The 22001-nt window shown below is 64.5% G+C and carries 25 protein-coding genes and 1 tRNA gene; 5 read left to right on the top strand and 21 right to left on the bottom strand.

Features of this window, described 5'->3' with window-relative positions; translation table 11 throughout:
• The first annotated feature begins 22 nt into the window (after positions 1-22).
• Positions 23-793: an SDR family NAD(P)-dependent oxidoreductase gene (locus Q9K02_RS10035; protein WP_305932772.1), complete on the top strand. Its 771-nt coding sequence runs from the start codon at positions 23-25 to the stop codon at positions 791-793.
• On the opposite strand, the gene Q9K02_RS10040 is transcribed toward Q9K02_RS10035, so the two are convergent.
• The 13 genes from Q9K02_RS10040 to trmD form a co-directional block, all read right to left on the bottom strand.
• On the bottom strand, positions 794-1288 hold the full coding sequence (locus Q9K02_RS10040) for a YbjN domain-containing protein (RefSeq protein WP_305932773.1): 495 nt from the start codon (positions 1286-1288) through the stop codon (positions 794-796).
• Positions 1288-2193 (bottom strand): 30S ribosomal protein S6--L-glutamate ligase, encoded by a 906-nt coding sequence (gene rimK / locus Q9K02_RS10045; protein WP_305932774.1) that lies wholly within the window; start codon positions 2191-2193, stop codon positions 1288-1290. The genes Q9K02_RS10040 and rimK overlap by 1 nt, the downstream gene beginning before the upstream one ends.
• On the bottom strand, positions 2190-2654 hold the full coding sequence (locus Q9K02_RS10050; protein WP_278328445.1) for an ATP-dependent zinc protease family protein: 465 nt from the start codon (positions 2652-2654) through the stop codon (positions 2190-2192). Before Q9K02_RS10050 ends, rimK begins: the two co-directional genes overlap by 4 nt.
• Complete coding sequence (locus tag Q9K02_RS10055) at positions 2651-3661, bottom strand: YncE family protein (RefSeq protein WP_305932775.1); 1011 nt, start codon at positions 3659-3661, stop codon at positions 2651-2653. The genes Q9K02_RS10050 and Q9K02_RS10055 overlap by 4 nt, the downstream gene beginning before the upstream one ends.
• A gap of 2 nt (positions 3662-3663) precedes the next feature.
• Positions 3664-5511, bottom strand: a complete 1848-nt coding sequence (locus Q9K02_RS10060; RefSeq protein WP_305932776.1) for a M2 family metallopeptidase — start codon at positions 5509-5511, stop codon at positions 3664-3666.
• Between the two features lie 69 nt (positions 5512-5580).
• A complete protein-coding gene (locus Q9K02_RS10065) occupies positions 5581-6345 on the bottom strand; it encodes an alpha/beta fold hydrolase (protein WP_305932777.1) in 765 nt (254 codons plus the stop codon).
• Entirely contained in the window at positions 6342-6791 is a 450-nt protein-coding gene (locus tag Q9K02_RS10070; RefSeq protein WP_305932778.1) for a GFA family protein, read from the bottom strand. The genes Q9K02_RS10065 and Q9K02_RS10070 overlap by 4 nt, the downstream gene beginning before the upstream one ends.
• Entirely contained in the window at positions 6788-7435 is a 648-nt protein-coding gene (locus Q9K02_RS10075; protein WP_305932779.1) for a 2-hydroxychromene-2-carboxylate isomerase, read from the bottom strand. Before Q9K02_RS10075 ends, Q9K02_RS10070 begins: the two co-directional genes overlap by 4 nt.
• A 25-nt stretch (positions 7436-7460) precedes the next feature.
• Positions 7461-8024, bottom strand: coding sequence for a hypothetical protein (locus Q9K02_RS10080; protein WP_305932780.1), 564 nt, complete (start codon positions 8022-8024; stop codon positions 7461-7463).
• Positions 8021-9046, bottom strand: coding sequence for an aspartate-semialdehyde dehydrogenase (locus tag Q9K02_RS10085; protein ID WP_278328439.1), 1026 nt, complete (start codon positions 9044-9046; stop codon positions 8021-8023). Before Q9K02_RS10085 ends, Q9K02_RS10080 begins: the two co-directional genes overlap by 4 nt.
• Before the next feature lie 85 nt (positions 9047-9131).
• Complete coding sequence (locus Q9K02_RS10090) at positions 9132-11393, bottom strand: S9 family peptidase (protein WP_305932781.1); 2262 nt, start codon at positions 11391-11393, stop codon at positions 9132-9134.
• Positions 11394-11693: 300 nt separating this feature from the next.
• Positions 11694-12062, bottom strand: coding sequence for a 50S ribosomal protein L19 (gene rplS, locus Q9K02_RS10095; RefSeq protein WP_278328437.1), 369 nt, complete (start codon positions 12060-12062; stop codon positions 11694-11696).
• Between the two features lie 12 nt (positions 12063-12074).
• Positions 12075-12800 carry a tRNA (guanosine(37)-N1)-methyltransferase TrmD gene (trmD, locus tag Q9K02_RS10100; protein ID WP_305932782.1) on the bottom strand — a complete coding sequence of 242 codons (726 nt, stop codon included), beginning with the start codon at positions 12798-12800 and terminating at the stop codon, positions 12075-12077.
• 56 nt (positions 12801-12856) lie between these two features.
• On the opposite strand from trmD, the gene Q9K02_RS10105 reads away from it, so the two are divergent.
• The gene (locus Q9K02_RS10105; protein ID WP_305932783.1) at positions 12857-13771 is read left to right on the top strand and encodes an NAD(P)/FAD-dependent oxidoreductase; all 915 of its coding nucleotides are present in this window, start codon (positions 12857-12859) and stop codon (positions 13769-13771) included.
• Here Q9K02_RS10105 and Q9K02_RS10110 read toward each other — a convergent pair.
• The 8 genes from Q9K02_RS10110 to Q9K02_RS10145 all read right to left on the bottom strand — a co-directional run bounded on the left by Q9K02_RS10110 (position 13768) and on the right by Q9K02_RS10145 (position 19273).
• Positions 13768-14607, bottom strand: coding sequence for a TIGR04222 domain-containing membrane protein (locus tag Q9K02_RS10110; protein ID WP_305932784.1), 840 nt, complete (start codon positions 14605-14607; stop codon positions 13768-13770). The genes Q9K02_RS10105 and Q9K02_RS10110 overlap by 4 nt on opposite strands.
• On the bottom strand, positions 14604-15161 hold the full coding sequence (locus tag Q9K02_RS10115; RefSeq protein WP_305932785.1) for a glycine-rich domain-containing protein: 558 nt from the start codon (positions 15159-15161) through the stop codon (positions 14604-14606). Before Q9K02_RS10115 ends, Q9K02_RS10110 begins: the two co-directional genes overlap by 4 nt.
• A gap of 38 nt (positions 15162-15199) precedes the next feature.
• On the bottom strand, positions 15200-15937 hold the full coding sequence (locus tag Q9K02_RS10120) for a DUF5818 domain-containing protein (protein WP_305932786.1): 738 nt from the start codon (positions 15935-15937) through the stop codon (positions 15200-15202).
• Between the two features lie 33 nt (positions 15938-15970).
• Positions 15971-16456, bottom strand: coding sequence for a ribosome maturation factor RimM (gene rimM, locus Q9K02_RS10125; RefSeq protein WP_305932787.1), 486 nt, complete (start codon positions 16454-16456; stop codon positions 15971-15973).
• A gap of 9 nt (positions 16457-16465) precedes the next feature.
• Entirely contained in the window at positions 16466-16948 is a 483-nt protein-coding gene (gene rpsP / locus Q9K02_RS10130; RefSeq protein ID WP_305932788.1) for a 30S ribosomal protein S16, read from the bottom strand.
• 34 nt (positions 16949-16982) lie between these two features.
• A complete protein-coding gene (gene ffh, locus Q9K02_RS10135) occupies positions 16983-18479 on the bottom strand; it encodes a signal recognition particle protein (RefSeq protein WP_305932789.1) in 1497 nt (498 codons plus the stop codon).
• 283 nt (positions 18480-18762) lie between these two features.
• A tRNA-Ala gene (locus Q9K02_RS10140) sits at positions 18763-18838 on the bottom strand.
• A gap of 90 nt (positions 18839-18928) precedes the next feature.
• The gene (locus tag Q9K02_RS10145; RefSeq protein WP_067689751.1) at positions 18929-19273 is read right to left on the bottom strand and encodes a TIGR02300 family protein; all 345 of its coding nucleotides are present in this window, start codon (positions 19271-19273) and stop codon (positions 18929-18931) included.
• A gap of 176 nt (positions 19274-19449) precedes the next feature.
• On the opposite strand from Q9K02_RS10145, the gene aroA reads away from it, so the two are divergent.
• The 3 genes from aroA to Q9K02_RS10160 are packed head-to-tail and all read left to right on the top strand — an operon-like array spanning position 19450 to position 21625.
• Entirely contained in the window at positions 19450-20739 is a 1290-nt protein-coding gene (gene aroA / locus Q9K02_RS10150; protein WP_305933497.1) for a 3-phosphoshikimate 1-carboxyvinyltransferase, read from the top strand.
• The gene (locus Q9K02_RS10155; protein WP_305932790.1) at positions 20736-21005 is read left to right on the top strand and encodes a CBU_0592 family membrane protein; all 270 of its coding nucleotides are present in this window, start codon (positions 20736-20738) and stop codon (positions 21003-21005) included. Before aroA ends, Q9K02_RS10155 begins: the two co-directional genes overlap by 4 nt.
• Positions 21002-21625, top strand: coding sequence for a (d)CMP kinase (locus Q9K02_RS10160; RefSeq protein ID WP_305932791.1), 624 nt, complete (start codon positions 21002-21004; stop codon positions 21623-21625). Before Q9K02_RS10155 ends, Q9K02_RS10160 begins: the two co-directional genes overlap by 4 nt.
• Positions 21626-22001 lie beyond the last annotated feature (376 nt).

Genomic DNA, 22001 nt, shown 5'->3' on the forward strand with positions numbered 1-22001 from the left:
GCTCCCGATTGGGGAGAAACACATGACCGACACGCCTAACCGCTCGCGCTCGATTGCAGGCCGCGTGGCGATCGTTACGGGGGCCGCCAGCGGTATGGGGGCGGCGACGGCGAAACTGTTCGCCGCCGAGGGCGCGAGAGTGGCGGTGGCCGATCTCGACCTGACTGCGTGCCAAGCGGTGGCATCGGAGTGCGGCGCAGATGCCCGCGCCTATGCGCTCGATGTAACGGATAAGGACGCCATCGCGCTGGTCGTTGCGGCCATTGCCGACGATTTCGGCGGGTTCGATATTTTGGTCAACAACGCCGGCGTCTCGAGCTTCTGCCCGCTCGAAGACGATGGCTACGACGATGTCTGGCACCGCGCGCTGGCCGTCATGCTGACCGCGCACCAGCGCATGGTCCGCGCCGCCCTGCCCCATTTGCGCCGGAGCGACGCCGCGCGCATCGTCAATATCGCCAGCACCGAGGGATTGGGCGCAACACCCGGCGATTCGCCTTATGTGGCCGCCAAGACCGGCGTAACCGGTCTCACACGCGGGCTCGCGGTCGACCTCGGACCAGAGGGGATTACGGTGAACTGCATCTGCCCCGGACCCATCAAGACAGCAATGACCGACGCCGTGCCCGACGAGCACAAAACCATCTTCGCCAAGCGCCGCACCGCTCTCAGGCGGTACGGCGACCCCGAGGAAGTCGCCCACATGACGCTGTCGCTGGTGCTACCCGCGGCGAGCTATATTACCGGCGCGGTGATACCCGTGGACGGTGGACTGATGGCGCGGAATGCCTAGTCACTCCTGCCCACGTTCGGCGGCGAAGATGATACGGTCCGCTTCTGAGATCATGTCGCTGTAGAGCACGATCGATCGCAGAAAGACCTTGGCCGGTATGCCTTCGCCGGTCACGATATCCCAGGTGACATAGGGATCGCCCTCGTCATCGAGGCTGACAGCGGCGAACCGGAAATCTTTCGATAGCTGAATCGCTTCCTGCGCCGTCCACGAATCCTCGCGATCGAAGCCAACACTCAACTGGACCGCATCGCAACCGGCCTTCGTTTCTTCGTCACAACCATAGAAGTAAACCCGCGCAGATCGACCGCCGAATTCTGCGGTAATCATGGGGTCGCCCGCGTTATCCTTGCCAAGTTCCGCCTCGTAACCCGCCATGTCCAATAGCTCGGTCATGCCCTGCGGATCGGCTGCGGTAACATCCTGAGCCGAAGCAGCTGCCGGGATTGCCACCGCAAGAGCGGCTGCGCCCGGTATCGCCCTCGAAAAGTTCATTACCCCTTCCCCTTCGTCTTCGTCTTCCCGTCTTTCGCGTTTTTCGCAATGTAATCGACGATCATTCCGGCGATGTCCTTGCCGGTCGCGTTCTCGATCCCCTCCAGCCCCGGCGAGCTGTTGACCTCCATAATTACCGGCCCGTGATTGCTCCGCAGCATGTCCACGCCGCAGACGTTCAGGCCCATGTGCTTGGCGGCGCGCACGGCGGTGCTCCGTTCTTCGGGGGTGATCTTGATCAGTTGGGCGCTGCCGCCGCGGTGCAGATTGCTGCGGAAATCGTCCGCCGCACCGGTGCGCTTCATGGCCGCGACAACCTTCCCGCCGACCACCAGCGCACGGATGTCGGTGCCTCCCGCCTCCTTGATGAATTCCTGCACCAGGATGTTGACGTTCGCCCCGCGAAACGCCTCGATCACGGACTTGGCCGAGGACATCGTTTCCGCCAACACCACGCCGATGCCCTGCGTGCCTTCCAAAAGCTTGATGACGACCGGCGGGCCCTTGACCGCCTTGATGATCTCTTCCGCCTGCTTGGGATCGTTGGCATAGGCAGTCAGCGGCAGGCCGATGCCGTACTTGGCGAGTATCTGCATGCTGCGCAGCTTGTCGCGGCTGCGGCCGATGGCGACGCTCTCGTTCAGGGGCCAGCAGCCGCGCATCTCGAACTGGCGCAGGATCGACAGGCCGTAATTGGTGATCGAGGCCCCGATGCGCGGGATGACCGCATCGTAACCCACGCAGGGTTCGCCATTGTAATATACCTCGGGCCGGTGGCTGGCGATATGCACCGTGCAGCGCGTGGTGTTGAGGATGTCGAGTTCGTGCCCGCGCTCTTCCGCCGCCTCTTTCAGCCGCTTGTGCGAATAGAGGTTCGGATTGCGTGCCAGCATGGCGATTTTCATGGTTTGTGGCCTTTCTTGACCTTCATTTCCGGCGTCTGGAGCCAGGAATAGCCGCTGTCCACGACAAAGCGGCGACGCAATGAAGATCGACCGATGAGCATGGGGAACTTCATGTCGCTTCGGTCGGCGAGGCTGATTTCGGCGCGGAATTCGACATCGCCGATCTTCAGCGGCGTCTTGATGACATAGCGATATTGCGTTTCGCCGTTGGAGCTGGTGATCCCGCGCACATCCACATGCACCGCCTCGCACACCTGGCGCACATGCTGCTGCTGGAAATCGACCGCAAAGCGGACGAACTTCTCGCCGTCGCGCTCGAACTCTTCCAAAACCTCGCCATGCAGCGACGATGTGCGCGCGCCGGTGTCGATCTTGGCCGGGACACCATGCAGGCCGAGGTCGGGCAAATGCACCAACTCGCGCCAGCCGACCGCGGGGAGGAGCTTGCGCTTTGCCGTCATTCGATGATCGCGATCCCGTCGCCGCCGCCGGTCCCCGGCAGACGCCGCAGGACTTCGCCGCTGGCGAAATCGACTTCGGCGATAGTGTTGTCACGCGTCTCGGCAACATAGATGCGCTCGCCGTCGGGCGACCAGAGGATCGTCACCTGCATGCGCTCCTGCGCGCCGCCCGGCCCGGCCACCCTGATCGAGCGCACGGACTCGCCGGTCGCAGTGTCGATCACCGTGAGGCCGCCATCGGCAAGATCGCTGGTCACGGCAAAATCGCCCTGCGGTCGCACGGCGATGCGCAGCGGGAATGCCCCGGTCGCAATCTGCTGCCGCACCTCCAACGTCATCGGGTCAAGCGCAAAAGCCTTGTCCGATCCGCGTGCGCTGACCCACAGCGTTTCGCCATCGGGCGACAGGGCAATGCCCTCCGGCTCCTCACCGACCTCGACCGAGCGCGGCGCGCGGCGGGTCTTGAGATCGACCAGCGTCACTGTCTTGCTGCCGAGATCGGTGGTCCAGGCGTGATTGCCGCTGGGTGCAACGGCGATCATATGGCTGCCCTCCTTGCCGGTCCCATATTCGAACGTCTCGGCTGCACCGAGCGGGTCGCGGATCCAGAATACCGATTGTCGGCCCTCAGCAGTTGCGTAGAGGTCGCCATTCGCGTGCCACACGATCCCGTGGGGCCGAGCGTTTTCGCCAAGATCGATGCTGCGCGTGCGGACGAGATCTTCCGTGCGGAAGATGTCGACCGTCTGCCCGCCATAGCAAGCGAGCGCGACGTATCGGTCATCGGGCGATGTCGCCAGCTCGTGCGGATTGGCGCAGCTCTCCACGAGCAAGGTCTGCTGGCCGCTCTCCAGATCGACCTTGGCCAGCGTGTTGCCGAACTTGCCCGCAACGAACAGCGCGCCATCCGCAACCGGATCGACGAGGAAGCCGGGGTTCGGCTCCCGCGCCTGCGGTGCACAAGCGGCCAGCGCCAATATACTGCCAAGCGCGATCGCCGATTTCACCCTCACCACCCCTGCGGCTTCCCTTCGTTCTGCTCTTCCAGCCACGCCATCAGCGGGGCGAAATATTCGACCATCGCCGTGCCGCTCATCTGACGCTCGCCGGTGAATGCTTCGAGCGCATCGGGCCACGGCTTGCTCGCGCCCATTTCGAGCATGGCGTTGAGGTTCTTGCCTACCTCCTCATTGCCGTAGAATGAGCAGCGGTGCAGCGGGCCTTCCCAGCCCGCCTGGTCGCAGGCGGCCTTGAAGAACTGGAACTGCAGGATGCGCGCGAGGAAATAGCGGGTGTAGGGCACATTGCCCGGAATGTGATACTTCGCGCCCGCATCGAACTTGCTCTCGTCACGCGCGACCGGCGGGACGATGCCTTGGTACTCCAGCCGCAGGTCGTTCCAGCCCTTGTTGAGCTGGTCGGCCGGGATGGTGCCGTCGAACAGCTGCCAGCGATAGCGGTCGACCATCAGGCCGAAGGGCAGGAAGGCGACCTTATCCATCGCCTCGCGCAGCAGCAGGCCGATGTCCTTGTCGGCGCTCGGCACCTGGCTGCGGTCGAGCATGTCGATCTGTACGAGATATTCGGGCGTGATCGACAGCGCGATCATATCGCCGATGGCTTCGTGGAAGCCGTCGTTGGCGCCGTTCAGATGCAGATAGTCCTGCTGGTTGTAGGCACGCTGATAATAGTTGTGGCCGAGTTCGTGGTGGATGACCTTGAAATCGTCCGCATTGCGCTTGATACACATCTTGATGCGGAGATCATCGACATTGTCGACGTCCCAGGCGCTGGCGTGGCAGACCACCTCGCGGTCCTGTGGCTTCACGAACTGACTACGCTCCCAGAAGGTCTCGGGCAGCGGATCGAAGCCGAGCGAGGAGAAGAACGCCTCGCCCACGCGAACCATGCCGACTTCGTCATACTGCTTTTCGGCAATCAGTTCGGTGAGATCATAGCCGATGTCGCCCGCCCCCTCGGGCGCGACCAGTGGGTAGATATTGCCCCACTCCTGCGCCCACATATTGCCAAGCAAATCGGCGCGGATCGGGCCGGTCGCCGGCTGGACCTCGGCACCGTATTCCTCGTTCAGCTTGCTGCGGACATAGGTGTGCAGCGCCATGTAGAGCGGCTTCACTTCCTGCCACATCCGTTCGGTCTCGGCAGCGAACTGGTCGGGGTCCATATCGTAATTGGAGCGCCACATGGCGCCGAGATCGGCAAAGCCCAGCTCGCTCGCGCCCTCGCCAGCAATGGCGATCATGCGCTGGTAATCCTCGCGCATCGGCGCGCCGACATTGTCGTGCCAGCTGGTCCACATTTCGGCTTTCTCGGCAGGCGTGCGCTCGAGATTGCCCATCTCGGCTTCGATATCCGAGCCGTTGATCTCCTCGCCGTTCAGCGTGCCCTTGCCCTTGCCGTACTGGCTGTTGAGGCTGGTCGCGATTTCGTTGAGCTCGGTCGCCGCACCATCGCGCACCGGCGCGGGCATGACGATGCCGTTGCGCAGGATGTCGAGCTTGCGGGCGACTTCGGGGTCGAGTCCGGCGACGCGCGCATATTCGGCGGCCTTATTGGCATAGGCGACGGATTTTTCGGTCGCTTCTGCGCCATATTTGGCCGCCAGCTGGTCGCTGTCGTGCATGATATACGTCGAGTTTATCCACAGCACCCGGCCGTATTCGACGCTGAAATCGAACATGTCCTCCTCGACCATCGCCACCCAGTCGGCCGCGCCTTGCGGCGTCATCGGGAATTCTTCCGCAGCCTCCATCTCGTTGGACACATGGTTGTCGGCGAAGGCGGGAGCGGCGCTGGCGATGGCCAGAGCGGCGAGCGAAGTGCGGATGAGTTTCATGGGCGTTCTCTCAGACAATATTGCGACTGGTTTCATCAGCTACCGGATTGCACCTGTGCCAGTGCTTAATCAAGCGGGATCGCCGAGCCATTCGGCGATCGCGAGGCCGATGTCGGGCTTGGTAACGCTGCTCATATGCGTGCCGGGTACTTCGACGAAATCGGCATTGGGCAGGAGGCCGGCGAGTTCCTCGGCCGAGCCATTGTCACGGTCCTCGTCGCCGCAGACGACTAGCGCGGGCATGGTGACCCGGTCGAGCAAGGCGAGGTCGAGATCGGGCATGGTATCGAGGAGCAGCCGCGCCGCGGTGCGGTCCACGCCCTGCGACTTCAGGAACTGCATCGAGAAATAGGCCGGATCGCCCTTGGGGATGGCATCGAACTCGTCGATCACGCGGCGGAAGAACGCCGCACGCTTGTCCCACTCGCCGAGGCCCGCCGTGCCCATCCCGCCGACCACGATCCGCTGCGGCTCGAGCACGCCATGCGCCACCGCGTGCAACGTCGTGCGCGCACCGAGCGAGAAGCCGCCTAGATCGTAATCCCCGAGCCCGAGATGCTCCACCAGCGCCGCGACATCGCGCACCAGCACATTCTTAGGATATTTCTCCGGCTCATGCGGTGCCGCGCTGTCGCCATGTACGCGGAAGTCGAGCATGAGCACTTCATAGCCCCTCGCCGCGATGGCGAGATGGTGGCCCCACTTGATCCAGTTCATCTCCACGCTGGAGAACAGCCCGTGCAGCAACACGAAGGGCGGTCCCTCGCCGTGGCGATGGAGGGCCAGTTCGGTGCCGTCGAAGCTGGTGAAGGTCTCGGTCCGTAGATCGCTCATGCGATGCCCACCTGTGCGATCCATTCCTCGTTCGTGCGCGGCTGCTCGTCCATCGTTTTTGCGCCCTCCGGTAGACCGATCCACGGTTGCTTGCTGCGCACCCAAAGATGCGTGGTCGGGACCACCGATGCGCTGTTGTCAAGCGTGCCGCAGCGCAGGCTGGCCATGCCTTCGCGAGTGTTGTTCACCGCGTAGATGCGTGCCTTGCAAACTGCGCAACCGAAGATTTCTGCCTGTGCCCCGCTAGGTTGGGTGTAGCGCGCGATGTCGAGTTCGCCGTCGATTTCGAGGTCCGCCAACATGAACAGCATATGCTCGCTGAAGGCGCTCCCGGTTCGGCTCTGGCATTCGGTGCAATGGCAGGCATAGGGGTTCATCCGAAACCCTTCCCTGAGCGTGTAAGTCACCGCGCCGCAGAGGCATTTGCCCGTCAGTTCGCCCTTCATCGCTTCGCCAATCCCTTCTGCTCCATCCGCCATCGCACCATCTCGATCCGGTCCTGCCCGAAGAAGGGTTCGCCGTCGAACACAAGCGTCGGCACGCCCCAATGGCCTGCCGCCTCCAGCGAGTCTTGATTGGCGGCGATCTCGTCGTCGAGCGCGTCGGCATCGCTCTCGATTTCGCCTTCGATTTCCGCCGGATCGAGACCCGCAGCCTTCAACGCCTCGGCCAGATGCCTGCCTTCGTGCCAATATTCCTGGCCGCCCCAGATCATGCGCCCTGCCTCGGCGGCGAAGACCAGGCCAGCGCCGCGCCGGGCGGCAGCCTGACCCATGCGCGTGACGCGCCGGATGTAAGGCTGGTCTTTGGCGATCTTGCGGGTCGCGGTGTCCTGCACGATCGGATCGGGCCGGGGCGCACCGAAAGGGATGTCGTGGAACTGGGCCACCCGCAGCATGTCGCGCATGGTGTAACCGAGCCAGTTGGGATGGTTGCGCTCGAAGAAATCGGGCTCGCGGATGGCCAGCGGCCACACCGGGCGCAGTGCGATGTCGAGATCGTAATCCTCCGTCACCGCACGATAGCGACCGACCGACAGATAGCTGTAGGGCGATCGGAAGCTGAAATAGAGCTCTGCAGTCAGGGTCATCGCGCCCTTATACGCAGCTGGCGCCTTAGCGGAAGAAGCAGCTCACCCCAGCCTGCAAGGCGTCGATTTCCCCCGCCTCGTCGGCGAAACCGGTGATCGTCCCGTAATCGGCGGTGGTGTACTGGAACTCGCCTTCGAGCGTCGTGTCGAGCTCCTGCACCTGGCGCTCGCCTTTCAGCGCATCGAGCGTCGAGACGCCGGGCCGCACGCCGTCCGAGGTCGCAACGGCCTCGCCTTCGCGCAGGAACCAGCCGGCAAACTTGCCGTCGAGAAACGCCAGTTGCAGCGGGCCGTACTGGCTGAAATCCATCGGCCCCGCACCGCACTCCACGTTGGAGCTTTCTTCGCCCTCCGAGCCGAAGGCCTGCGCAGCCATGGCATCGACTTCCTCGCGCGTGGCGCCGAAGCGGAGCGGCTCGCTGCCCTTGGCTCCGACACCGTCGGCAGAGACCACGAGCTTCGCGTCGGTCAGCCGCTCGTCGGCCGATGTGACCTCCGTCACCGGCTCGTCCGGATTGGCGGAATCCTCGGGGCCGCCGCAAGCAACCAGTGCGAACGGTAACGCAATGAGTAGAACTTTGCGCATCATCCCTTCTTAAGGCACTCGCGCCCGAGCAGTTCCGCGATCTGCACCGCGTTCAGCGCCGCGCCCTTGCGCAAATTGTCGGACACGCACCACAGGTTGAGGCCGTTCTCCACCGTCGGATCCTCGCGCACGCGGCTGATGTAGGTGGCACTGTCGCCCGCTGCCTCGACCGGCGTGATGTATCCCTCGTCCTCGCGCTTGTCGACGAGCATGCAGCCCGGGGCCTCGCGCAGGATTTCCTGCGCCTGCTCGGCGGAGATTTCCTTCTCGAATTCGATGCTGACGGCTTCCGAATGGCCGACGAACACCGGCACGCGCACGCAGGTCGCGGTCAGCTTGATTTTCGGGTCGAGGATCTTCTTGGTCTCGACCACCATCTTCCACTCTTCCTTGGTCGAGCCGTCGTCGAGGAAGACGTCGATGTGCGGGATGACATTGAAGGCGATCTGCTTGGTGAACTTCACCGGTTCCACCGGATCGCCGACGAAGATGTTGCGGCTTTGCTCGAACAGCTCGTCCATGCCCGCCTTGCCCGCGCCGGAAACCGACTGGTAGGTGCTGACGACCACGCGCTTGATCGTCGCCGCATCGTGCAGCGGCTTGAGCGCAACGACCAGCTGCGCGGTCGAGCAGTTCGGGTTGGCGATGATATTGCGCTTCGAATAATCGTGGATCGCGTCCGGGTTCACCTCGGGCACGATCAGCGGCACATCCGGGTCCATGCGGTAGAGCGAACTGTTGTCGATCACGACGCAGCCCGCAGCCGCCGCCTTGGGCGCATATTCCTTGGCCGGACCGCTGCCTGCGGCGAACAATGCAATGTCCCACCCCGACCAGTCGAAATGCTCGATATTCTTGCACTTGAGCATCTTGCCGGTGTCGCCGAATTCGACCTCCGACCCTTGCGAGCGGCTGGAGGCGACGGCGGCGATCTCGTCGATCGGGAACTCGCGCTCGGCCAGCACCTGCATGACTTCGCGCCCGACATTCCCGGTCGCGCCGACGACGACGATACGATAACCCAAATCACTTCTCCAGAAACTGTTCGCCGCCGAGATAGCGACTGCTGGCGCGCCCGCAACCGCACATTCGATTGCGCAGGGTAAAGCGCTAGTCCGGCGGCGTCACGCCGTGATGCTCGAGGAAGCGGAACACGGTGTTGTAGCGGTGCGGGCTGATCTGCTCGCCCGCCACGCGATGGGTGTAACCGGGATAGAGCATCATCTGGAACGGTACATTGCCTTCCTGCATCTTCGAGATGATCTCGGTCGCGTTCTCGAACACCACGTTATCATCCGCCATGCCGTGGATGATCAGCAGCGGATCGCTGATTGCAGTCGCATTCGGGATCGCACTGGCCGCCGCATACGCCGCGCCATCGGCCTGCGGCGTGCCCATGTAGCGTTCGGTGTAGTGCGTGTCGTAAAGCTCCCACTTGGTCACCGGCGCGCCCGAGATACCGGCAGCGTAAAGCCCCGGATCGGCCTGCAGCTGCTTCAGCGTCATGTAGCCGCCATAGGACCAGCCATCGATCGCGATCTTGTCCGGATCGACGAAATCGAGCTTCTTGAGGTACTCCGCCCCCGCTTTCTGGTCGCGCACTTCGACGCCGCCCATCGCGCGGTAAATCGGCTGTTCGAAGGCGACGCCCCGATTGGCTGAGCCGCGATTGTCGAGCGCGAACCAGATATAGCCCTTGTCCACGATCGCCTGCCGCAGCGCCCCGCTCCAGCCGCGATTGACGATCTGCGGCCCCGGCCCGCCATAGTGGTAGAAATAGACCGGATAGCGCTTGCCCGACTCCATCTCTGGCGTGACCATTTCCCAGTAGAGCGGCGTTCCGTCCTCGGCGGCAATCGTGCCGTATTGCGTCGGGCGGTGGCTGGCGAGGAAGGGCGCATAGGGATGCTCCGCGTCCAGCGCGTTTTCCTCGACCCAAGCGAGCCGCTCACCCGTCTGGTCCGCGAGATAGATCTGCGGCGGCGTGTCGTCGCTGGACCGCGTGATCAGCAGCGTCTGGCCCCGCGAGTCCATCGTCGCGGAATGAGTGAAGCCGTCCTCGGTCAATTTGGTCGCCGGTGGGTTTTCCCCCACCCCAAAATCGGCCGCATAGATATGCTGGGCCAGCGGGTCCTCGGCGCTGGTCGCCTGGAAGAACACCCGCCGCAGCCGCTGATCGACACCGACGAGCTTGGTCACGACGAAGTCGCCGCTGGTGATCTGCTGCCAATCTTGGTCGTCCGGATCGCGGAAGTAGAGATGTCCGAAGCCGTCCCGCTCCGACCACCAGATGAGCGAGCCGTCGTCGAGCCACTTGTAGTCGTCGCCGAGGTTGATCCAGTAATTGTCCACTGCCGCGCGCTCGGTGAACAGCACTTCGCTCTCACCCGTTCGCGGCGACACCTCCAAAACATCGAGCACGGTCTGCTCGCGGTTCTGGCGCTGGACGTAGAGCGTATTGCCGTCCGCGGCCCAGTCGACACGGGCCAGATAGATGTCCGGATCGTCGCCGAGATCGACCTTGACCCGTTCGCTGCCGTCCGGATTCATCACATAGAGTTCGACGACCGCATTCGCGCTGCCCGCGACCGGATAGCGCTGGTCGAACACTTGCGTCCCCGTCGCACCGATGGCGGCGCGGGTGACGATGCCTACCATGCTTTCGTCGAAGCGCTGCACCGCGATACGGCTGTCGTCTGGGCTCCACCAATATCCGGTGAGCCGCCCCATTTCCTCCTGCGCGACGAATTCCGCCTCGCCCCAGCGGATCGCCTCGCCCTCTTTCGGCGTGATCGGGGTGGCCTCTTCGCCGACCTCACCGACCCACAACTGGCGGTCGCGCACGAAGCTGACGTACTCGCCCGTACCGCTGAGCGACGGGTTCAGTTCGCTTTCCTCGGTATCGGTCAGCTGGACCACCTCGCCGCCGATGCGCGCGAGATAAAGATCGCCGTCGAGCGGGACGAGCACCCCGTCGCCCTCTTTGGTCCACTGGTAACTGATGATGCCCTTGAGATTGCCGACGCGGGCGCGCTCGCGCTGCATCTTCTCGTCTTCCGACAGCTCGCGCCCGGTACCGAGCGCTTCGCTGTCGACCAGCATCGACCATTCGCCGCTCTCGCGATCGTAGCCCCACAGATCGTAGCGCTCGCGGTCGTCCTCGCGGTTGCGCAGCAGGGTGAGATAGCGGCCGTCGGGCGATAGCTTCGCCTGGCGCGGCGCGGGGCCATCGAGGTCGGGAGAGGCGAAGACGCGTTCGAAGGTCAGCTCCACAGGCGCGGTCTCCTCTGACGATGGGGCAGTCTGGGCGGCGAGCGGCGCGGCGAGGCAGGTGCCCAGCGCCAGCACGGCGGCGAAGGTAATGGAGCGCAATCGATCTCTCCCGGCAGTCCGGCGCCGGTGATGGCGAGCGCGGCTGGTCGGCGCAAGCCCCATGCGCCTGCAAACCATGCCTAATTTCGCCTTAAGCGCGCTTCCTTAAATCCCGTTAAGACGTGGCAGCGCAGACAGGCATGGACGTCGCGGGGCCGAATTTCCGGCTCACAGGTCCCGCGGCGGCAACATCGAAGGGAGGCCAAGTCCGGCCTCCTCTTACGATCCCCACGCAAAAGGGCGGCTCCCCATATCGGGGAGCCGCCCTTTGTTCGTTGCGCTGTTCGCGGTGAGGCGCGCTTACGCCTTCGGCGCGTTGTCGCGACGCTCGGCGATACGGGCGCGCTTACCGGTGCGGCCACGCAGATAGTAAAGCTTCGCGCGACGCACGATGCCGCGGCGGACCACGGTGATACTGTCGACGATCGGGCTGTAAAGCGGGAACACGCGTTCCACGCCTTCGCCGAAGCTCATCTTGCGGACGGTGAAGTTGCTGCCCATGCCGCGGTTGGAGCGGGCAATGACGACGCCTTCGAAATTCTGGACACGCTCGCGAGTGCCTTCGACAACCTTCACGCCGACGCGGACGGTATCGCCTGCGCGGAATTCGGGAATGTCCTTGCCGAGGTTTTCGATCGCTTCGGCTTCGAGCTGCTGGATCAGGTTCATGGCCTGTATTTCCTACTTCTTTTGCCGCGCATCAGAGGCAGGTCGGTCCCGAGCGTCACTGTAACGCTCCCAAAGGTCCGGCCTGCGTAACCGTGTATCGTCCTCGCTCCTGGCCTTGCGCCATGCAGCGATTTTCGCATGATCCCCCGATCGCAGCACTTCAGGGATCGTGCGCCCTTCCCATTCCTGAGGTCGGGTATATTGCGGGTATTCCAGGAGCCGGTCTTCGAACGACTCCTCATGCCCGCTGTCGGGCGCGCCCATTACTCCGGGAAGCAGGCGAATGCAAGCGTCGAGAATCGCCAGCGCGGCAGGCTCTCCGCCGGATAGCACGATGTCGGCCAGGCTGACCTGCTCGATCTGCGGATAATGCTCGAACAGTCGCTCGTCGAAGCCCTCGAACCGGCCGCAGACGATGGCGACGCCGGGGCCCCCAGCGATCTCGCGGATGCGCTCTTGGGTGATGGGTTTCCCGCGCGGCGTCATGGCGAGGATCGGCCTGGTCTCACCAACGCTTTCGATGGCCCGCCCCAGCACATCCGCCTTGAGCACCATGCCTGCCCCGCCGCCCGCGGGCGTATCGTCGACCGTACGATGCTTGTCCGTGGCAAAATCGCGAATTTGCACGGTCTCGCACGACCAGTCCCCCCGCTCGAGCGCCTTGCCCGCGAGCGACACGCCCAGCGGCCCGGGAAACATCTCGGGATAGAGGGTGAGGATGGTGGCGGCGAAGGTCATCGGGCGAGCCATTAGCGTCGCGGGCACCGCTTTGCCATCCCGCGCGTTGCGGCTGCATGGAAGTGGACGATTGCATTATCGTGGGCGCTGGCCCGGCCGGGCTGACTGCCGCGATCTATCTCGCGCGCTATCACCTTTCGATCCGCATGTTCGATTGCGGCACCAGCCGCGCGAGCTGGATCCCGACGAGCCATAATCACGCCGGGTTTCCCGACGGCATCCACGGCGAGGAGTTGCTCGACCGCATGCGCGAACAGGCGGCTAAGTACGGCGCACGGCGTGAGCCGAAGCGCGTCACCGATCTGGCGAAGGACGGCGACACCTTCATCGTCACCTGCGACGACGAGACCTATCGCGCGCGCTCCGTCCTACTGGCGACCGGCGTGGTCAACAACCGACCCGAGGGCATCGACGAGCAACTGCACGACGAGGCGCTGTCACGCGGCCTGATCCGCTACTGCCCGGTCTGCGACGGCTACGAAGTGACCGACAAGCGGGTCGGCGTGATCGGCACGGGCGAGCACGGCACCGCCGAAGCGCAGTTCCTGCGCGGCTACACCGCCGACCTGACGCTAATCTCCCCCCACGGCGACCACGATTTGTCGGACGAATGCTCCGCCGCGCTGGACGACGCCGGGATCGTGCGCGTGGCAGGCCCCTGTGGCGGCTTCGCTATCGCCGGTGATAAATTTGAGGTGGAGACTTCACAGGGGCGCATGGAATTCGATTCCATCTACCCTGCCCTCGGCTCAGTCGTTCGCTCGGGCCTAGCGAAATCATGCAGCGCGGAAGTGACCGACAAGGACTGCATCATCGTCGGCGCTCACATGGAAACCAGCGTGCCGGGCCTGTTCGCCGCCGGCGATGTCGTCCTCGGCCTCGACCAGATCAGCCATGCGATGGGTCAGGCCGGCGTTGCTGCGACGACCATTCGCAATCATCTGGCGGAGGAAAAGCCTCTCAGGCGCTAACCGCCGCAACCCCCACACCCTCCGCCGCAACCACTCCCGCCGTCGCCGCCACTGTCGCCACCGTCCCCGGCATAGCCGCCTGCTCCGTCGCCCGTCGCCGCCGTCCGCATTGCGTGCAGCTGGGAATAGGGGGTTCCGGCCAGGATGGCCGTACCGAACAGCGCCACGCCGATGCCGAGCTCCGGCCCGGTCGCCGCCGAACGAAGGCGCGCAGCCTTTATCTTCGCCTCACCCAGCGCAGCCTGTCCGGCGCGGGTCCGTGGATCGAGTCGCACCAAACGCCAGAACATCAGCAGGGCGGCAACCACCATGAGCGCCGTAAGGAAACCCGTGGGCTCGCCCAGCGCCTCGCCAGCCTGCCGCCGGTACCAACCCACCGCCAGCACGGCGAGATAGGGAGCGGCGCCGGCCAGCCGCAACTGCCAGCGCGCGCCCCTGTCCATGACCAGATCGCGCTCGATAAGCTCGTCCTCCACACGCGCGGCATAGGGCTTGAGCATGCGGTGCGCCTCGGTGATGCCGAACACGCCCCCACCCGCCGTCAGCAGGCGTTCCGGTTCGCTGTCGCCCGCGCCTGCCCGCGAGACTCGCAGCTTGTTGCCCGCATCGGCCTCGAGCAGGCCGCGTCCGAAAAGCCGCGCCAGCGTGGCTTCGGTGAAGCGTCCCGGCCCCGATGCCAGCCAGGCGAGTTGCCCCTGGTCGCTGACCTGCTGGTGGCGGCCATCGGGGCGCAGGAAAGCCGGCAACCACAGTCCGGCCATTACAGCACCAATCACCAGTGCCCCGTAATAGAGCAGGAAAGTGCCGCCCGACATGGCGGAGAAATCGGTGATCATCGGTTCGCTCCCATCCAGAGAACCACGCAAGCCAGCGCAATTAGGCACACGATGCCGACAGGCGCAATCCACCTGCGCGGCAGGATCAGCGCGTCGTGCGGGTTGACCCGGATGGCCCGCGGATCCACCATGAAGCGGCGCTGCGCATCGGGCCAGATATCGCCCGGAGGCGGCTCGCCAAATGCCTCTTCATAGCTTTTCAGCGTTGCCGCATACTGATCGTAATAGCGCGTGCGCTCCCGCTCCCCGCCCGCCGTCGGCCCGTGATGTAGTTCCGCGCCGAGGACTTTCGGGCAAAAGGTCTCCCAGTAATCGCGACTGTAGGTCAGGTGGAGATGCCAGGCCTGGTCGACCGCGTCCGACGGCGTAACCTCGTGCCCGGCGGTCTTCGCAAGGTAGCAGAAGCGCTTGTATTCACGAATAACCCGGTTGGCAAATGCCGCGCTCCAGCGGTTTTCGCGGGCCAGCCGCTGCGCGAAACTCAGCGATGCACCCGAAGGGCCGATCTCATGGGCGGCAAGGCGTTGCCAGAGGTCTGTGGAGACGGCGGACATGGCCTCATAATGGCGTCGCCGTCAGGGGATGAAAATACCTATCCGCTGCACCTGATGAAAACCACGCCGTCGCCTGCGATCGTAGCGGAGCCGATCGTGAGGGGATCGTAGGCCGCGTCGGTCGCCGGGCGCAAGATAGCGACACCGTCAGGTCCGCGCGCTTCCATCGGCAGGTCCTGCCGCGGCTCGTCCAGATCGAGCCGGGGGTAGTTACCGAGAACGATGGCCGCATCGTTGTCGTGCCCGTCAATCTCGGCCTCGAGGACCAGCGCGCCCGGGCTTCGACGGATGGCGAAATCCGGCCTGGCGCAATCCGCGTCGACGCCCTTGGCGACCCACTCTCCGATAAGATACTCGGTGGTCAGCGCAATGCCGCCGGCCCTCGCCGGATCGCGGTCGCGTGCGGGAGGCTCGGCCTTGGTTATGTCCTGCACGATGAGCGTCCCCTGACCTTGCTGGCAGAAGCTGGCATCGGCAATTTCGCCCGTGATGGACACATAGTCTCCAGCTGCGAAATCGGTGTCGCCCATCGTGAACGACCAGAGTTCGCCGTCGGGAGTGGTCAAAGTTGCGCATTCGACCCCGTCACCGATGCGGCCCTGTTTGGTGACGAGCGCCGGCTGGCCGGACGGCCGGGTTCCAGCGGCCGGATTGCCGGTTTCGTCGCTAATTTCAGGAGGAGACCCCGGATCCGGTTCTCCCGCGCCGGTGCAGGCTGCGAGGGAAAGGGACGCTGCGATGGCGAGGGTGCTCTGCAATCGAGATGTCGTCGTCATGCCGTTTCAACGACACGGCAATCGTGGATGTTCCTAATCCATGAAGTCCGGATTGATCGTCAGCGTACTATGATCCCAGCCGGGCACCGCTTGCGTGGTCAGCGGTACCATGAACTTCTTGCCGTCGGGCTTCTCTATCTCGACGATGTCCGTCGCGCCGAAATTCTCGACTGAGCAGACGGTGCCGACCGCTTCGCCCGTTTCTGTAACGACTGTCAGGTCTAGAAGGTCGGAGAAGTAGAACTCGCCCTCGTCCAGCTCCGGCAGCGCTTCGCGCGGCACGCGAAGGGCGGTGCCCCGCAACGCTTCTGCCGCGGTCCGGTCCCGGACCTCGGCAAATCGCGCGATGGCACCGCCCTTGTTGTCGGAGCGGACCTTCGACAGCGTCAGGGCGCCGTCGTTGAAGCTCTTGTGCGCTTTGAGTGCATCGAGCCCCTCGCCCAGCAGCTTCAGGCGGACTTCGCCCGCCACGCCATGCGCGCCGGTGACTGCGGCGAGCGTGAGGGGCTTGTCCGGCATCAAAGTGGCTTACTCGGCCTTTTCTTCGGCTTCGTCGGCGGTTTCCGCAGCTTCTGCAGCGGCACCGTCTTCGGCAGCGCCTTCGTCGGCAGCAGCCTCTTCTTCAGCCGGAGCCTTGGCTTCTTCCTCGGCAGCCTTGGCTGCCTCAGCGGCTTCGGCTTCCTTGGCGGCCTTTTCCTCGGCGCGTTCCTTCGCGGCTTCGCCCGGTTCGCCCTTCTTCGGGTTGTTCTTCGGCGCACGCTCGAGGATGCCGGCGGCGTCGAGGAAGCGATGGACGCGGTCGCTCGGCGTGGCGCCGACGCTCAGCCAGTGACGGGCGCGGTCTTCGTTGAGCTTCACGCGCTCTTCCGAATCCTTCGGCAGCATCGGGTTGTAGGTGCCGATCTGTTCGAGATACTTGCCATCACGCGCAGCACGCGAGTCGGCAACGACGATGCGGTAGTAGGGGCGCTTCTTCGCGCCGCCGCGGGAAAGACGGATTGCAACTGCCATTTGATATTACCTTTCGAATGTAAACGTCTGAAATCTATTTCTTGTCGAGGAGATCGCGGAGTTCGGGAGGGAGCGTGGTGGGATCGACTCCCGGCCCCTTGCCGCCGCCCATTCCGGGAAGGCCACCTGCCGCGCCACCCGGGCCGCCAAGACCCGGCATCGCAGCACCCATGCCCCCGCCGCCGAACAGTGCGCCGAGGCCCTTGAGACCGCCCATCTTCTTGATCTGCTTCATGGCGCGGGACATTTCCTGGTGCATTTTCAGCACCTTGTTGACCTCCTGCACCTGCGTGCCGGACCCTGCCGCCACACGTTTCTTGCGCTTGGCGTTCAGAAGTGCGGGGTTCTTGCGCTCCTTGGGCGTCATCGAACCGATGATCGCATCCATATGCAGCAGCACGCGGTCGTCCATGTTCGAGGCTGCCATCGCCGCCTTGGCCTTCTTCATGCCGGGCATCATGCCCGCCAGCATGCCGAGGCCGCCCATGTTCTGCATCTGCTTCAGCTGCATGCGCAGGTCGTCGAGGTCGAACTGACCCTTCGCCATCTTCTTGGCGAGCGCTTCGGCTTCATCCTGCTTGATCGTCGCGGCGGCCTTTTCGACCAGCGACACGACATCGCCCATGCCGAGGATGCGGCCCGCGACGCGCTTGGGATCGAAAGCCTCGATCGCGTCGAGCTTCTCGCCCGTCCCGGCAAACTTGATCGGCTTGCCGGTTACATAGCGCATGGAAAGCGCCGCCCCGCCGCGCGCATCGCCGTCCATGCGGGTCAGCACCACGCCGGTCAGCGGCACTTCGCCGGTGAAACTCTGCGCGACATTGACCGCGTCCTGGCCGGTCAGGCTGTCGACCACCAGCAGCACTTCGGTCGGCGCGGAGACGCCGGCGATCGCCTTCATTTCGGCCATCAGCGCTTCGTCGACATGCAGGCGGCCCGCGGTGTCGAGGAGCAGCACGTCGGCGCTCTGCAGCTTGGCGCTGTCCATCGCGCGGCGAGCGATGTCGACCGGCTGCTGGCCTTCGACGATCGGCAGTGTCGCCACATCGACCTGCTCGCCCAGCACCTTGAGCTGTTCCTGCGCCGCCGGGCGATTGACGTCGAGCGACGCCATCAGCGCTTTCTTGCCGTGCTTTTCGCGGATCAGCTTGCCGAGCTTGGCCGTCGTCGTGGTCTTACCGGAGCCTTGCAAGCCGACCATCATGATGACGACCGGTGGCTTGGCGGCGAAGTTCAGCTCGCGATCCTTCGGATCGGCATCCTCGCCGCCGCCGAGCATCGCGGTAAGCTCGTCGTCGACGATCTTGACGACCTGCTGGCCGGGCGTGACCGACTTGAGCACGTCCGAACCGATCGCCTTTTCGGTAACCGCATCGATGAAGCGGCGGACGACCGGCAGCGCGACGTCGGCTTCGAGCAGCGCGATGCGGATTTCGCGCATCGCCTCGCGCACGTCGCCTTCGCTCAGCGCGCCGCGCCCTTTCAGGCGGTCGAAAACATTGCCGAGGCGGTCGGACAGACTGTCGAACATGCCTACTTCTCCTTCCAGTAACTTGCGCTACCGGACCTTCCTTGTCTGGTCGCTTCCCGAACCGAAAAAGTGGAAGCCACTTTATCTGGGAAACTCCCGTAAACGCAAAAATCGCCGGCGGACGAGAACTCGTCGGCCAGCGTGGGGAATTCCCCGATGAAACCCAAACTGTTTGCCCGGGTGTGGTGGAAGCAAGCCGCAGCCGTCGCCACGACCTGCTACCATCATACCCCGACTGCGGATTTTCCGTTTGTAGGCCACTACGGGCCAACAGACGGTGAAATGGTGGAGCCTAGCGGGATCGAACCGCTGACCTCTACAATGCCATTGTAGCGCTCTCCCAGCTGAGCTAAGGCCCCGAGCCATTTCGAAAGACATGCCCTGGGAGGCATGTCACCCTTGCGGGAAGCGCCCTTTATAAAGAGGCTCCCCGCATTGCAACAGCTAATTCAGCTTTCGTCGGCGTCGTCGTCGTCGCCCTTGGACTTCGTTTCGACGCCGAGATCGTCGTCGCCGCCGAGGTCGACTTCGTTGTCGGGCGAATCGTCGTCCTCGTCGATGTCGATGTCCAGATCGTCATCGTCATCGTCGCCGCCCAGATCGCTGTCGGCCTCGCCCTTCTTGTCCTTCTTCTCTTCCTCGGCGAGGATCGGCTGCTTGGACTTGAGCACGGGCTCGGGCGTCCACTCTTCACCGCATTCGATGCACGTGACGGGATCGTCCTTGTTCAGATCGTAGAAGCGGGTACCGCAATTCGGGCAGGTCCGCTTGGTGCCCCATTCAGGTTTGACCATGTGTAATCCTTGGATTGCCGCCCCCTCGCCGCTGCGCGGGGGGCCGTGAATTCGTATATGTATTGATGGGTACCTGCTGGGCAGGAATCAACAGCGCGCGCGCCTTGCCAGAACAGGTATGCGCTGTCAAAGCGCCGCCTTCATATGGATACGCATTCGTGACCGCCTACCGCTTCATGCCCTCGGGCCCGCTGACCGGCCGCATCCGCGTGCCGGGCGACAAATCGATCAGCCACCGCGCGCTGATGTTCGGCGCACTGGCCGTCGGGCGCAGCCGCATCTCCGGCCTGCTGGAGGGCGAAGACGTGCTCGCCACCGCCGCCGCGCTACGCGCGATGGGCGCTGTAATCGAGCGTGATGGCGAGGACTGGGTCGTCGACGGCGTCGGCGTCGGCACGCTGCTCCAGCCCGAACAGGCGCTGGACATGGGCAACTCGGGCACCTCGACGCGGCTGCTGATGGGCCTCGTGGCGAGCCACGGGGTTACCGCAGCCTTCACCGGCGACGGCAGCCTCTCGAAGCGCCCTATGGGCCGGGTTATCGACCCGCTCTCGCTGATGGGCGCGAGCTTCACGCCCTCGCCCGGCGGTACGTTGCCGCTGATGATGGAGGGCATTCAGCCCGCCGTCCCGATCGAGTATCGCCTGCCGGTCGCCAGCGCGCAGGTGAAAAGTGCGGTGCTGCTGGCGGGTCTCAACACGCCCGGTACGACCACAGTGATCGAACCGGTCCCGACGCGCGACCATACCGAGCGCATGCTGCGCGGCTTCGGGGTCGATGTGCAGGTGGAGGATGTGGACGGCGAGAGGCGCATCTCGGTAACCGGTCCCGTCGACATGACGCCCTGCGACATCGTCGTCCCGGGCGATCCGTCATCCGCCGCGTTCTTCGCAGTTGCCGCCAGCATCGTTCCGGGCAGCGACCTCGTCATCGAGAACGTGGGCCTCAACCCGACCCGCAACGGCATCTTCCGCGTGTTGGAGCAGATGGGCGCGAGTATCGACTATCTCGACGAACGCGAAGTCGGCGGCGAACCGGTCGCGGACCTGCGGGTGCGCCATGCGAGGCTGAAAGGTGTCGAGGTCGACCCGGCCATCGCCCCGAGCATGATCGACGAATTTCCGGTACTGTTCGTTGCCGCCGCGCTGGCGGAAGGCACGACCGTCACGAGCGGCCTCGAAGAATTACGCGTCAAGGAAAGCGATCGGCTCTCCGCAATGGCGGCGGCCCTGGCAAACGCCGGCGCGGATCTGGAGGAGCGTGGAGACGGCCTGCTGATCAAGGGGAGCGGCGGCGAGCCTCTTCCCGACGGCGGCCCCGTGACCACTCATCTCGATCATCGTATCGCCATGAGCATGGCAGTCGCTGGCCTCTTCAGCGCAACTGGCGTCGAAATCGACAGCACCGAACCGATTGCGACCAGCTTCCCGAACTTCATGGACCTGCTCGCGGAGTCTGCAGCGTGATCGACCTCGACATCTACTCCCTCATCGGCTTCCTCGGCACCGCGTGCATCATCGGCGCCTACGCCTATCTCACGCTGAAGGACGCGCCGAACGCCTTCGTCCTGCACGGCACCAACCTTGCCGGGGCAGGCTTGCTCACCATTTCACTGCTGGTGCACACCAACTGGCCGAGCCTGGTGCTCGAAGGCTTCTGGGCCGCCATCGCGCTGGTCGGTATTACCAAGGCCGCCCGCACGGGCCGCAAGGGGCAGGAGCGCGAAGCGTGATCATCGCCGTCGACGGCCCGACCGCCTCGGGCAAGGGCACCATCGCCAAGGCGCTCGCCGCGCACTTCGGCCTGCCGCATCTCGACACCGGCCTGCTCTACCGCGCGGTCGGCTACCAATGCGCGCAGGACGGTGGCGAGCCGAACTCGCTGGCCGATGCGCTGGCCGCCTGCGCTTTCCCCGACAGCCTGCTCGACGACCCCGAACTGCGCAGCGAGGCCGTCGGTGCGCTCGCGAGCAAGGTCTCGGTCCACCCCGCCGTTCGCAAATCCCTGTATGAGCGCCAGCGCGCCTTTGCCGAGCAGGACGGCGGCGCGGTGCTCGACGGGCGCGACATCGGCACGGTCATCGCGCCGGAGGCGGACGTAAAGCTGTTCGTCACTGCCAGCGTCGCCGCGCGTGCCCAGCGCCGCTTCGCGGAGATGCGCTCGCAGGGCCGCGCAGTGACGCTGGAAGACATTACCGCCGACATCGCCCAGCGCGACGCGCGCGACATGAACCGCGCCGACGCACCGCTCAAGCCGGCCGCCGATGCGCTGATCTTCGACACGACCAATTTCGGTAAGGACGAAGCGATCGAAGCCGCGATCGAGGCGGTCACGAGCGCGGCGGAGCGATAGCCGCTTTCCTACGGGCGATGCGTCGTGGCAGGACTTGGCCGATGCCATCGTCACGCCGTCCGAAGTCCAGAAAAACTGTCGCACCGATGGCGCATTTTCGCGCCCGGACTTTTTCCCGCCAGGACAGTGGTCCATGCGGTCCATGTGTAGGAGCGGCGCCCCTGCAATTCGCTTGCCTTTTACGCCCCTTTCGCCTAAGCGCGCGCCCGTCCAGAACATCAAATGGATCGAACGGACCTTCGCGGCGGCATCCGGCCTCGCGGAGAACACGGCCCTCTTGCCCCGTACGGCCCGCGCGATGGTGCGCAGGCAGACGGAGAAAGACCCCGGGAAAACCGGTGGCCGGTAGCAAAACGAACGTCAGGACTACTCACAT

It is taken from the genome of Qipengyuania profundimaris (genome assembly GCF_030717945.1).
Taxonomy (GTDB): domain Bacteria; phylum Pseudomonadota; class Alphaproteobacteria; order Sphingomonadales; family Sphingomonadaceae; genus Qipengyuania; species Qipengyuania profundimaris.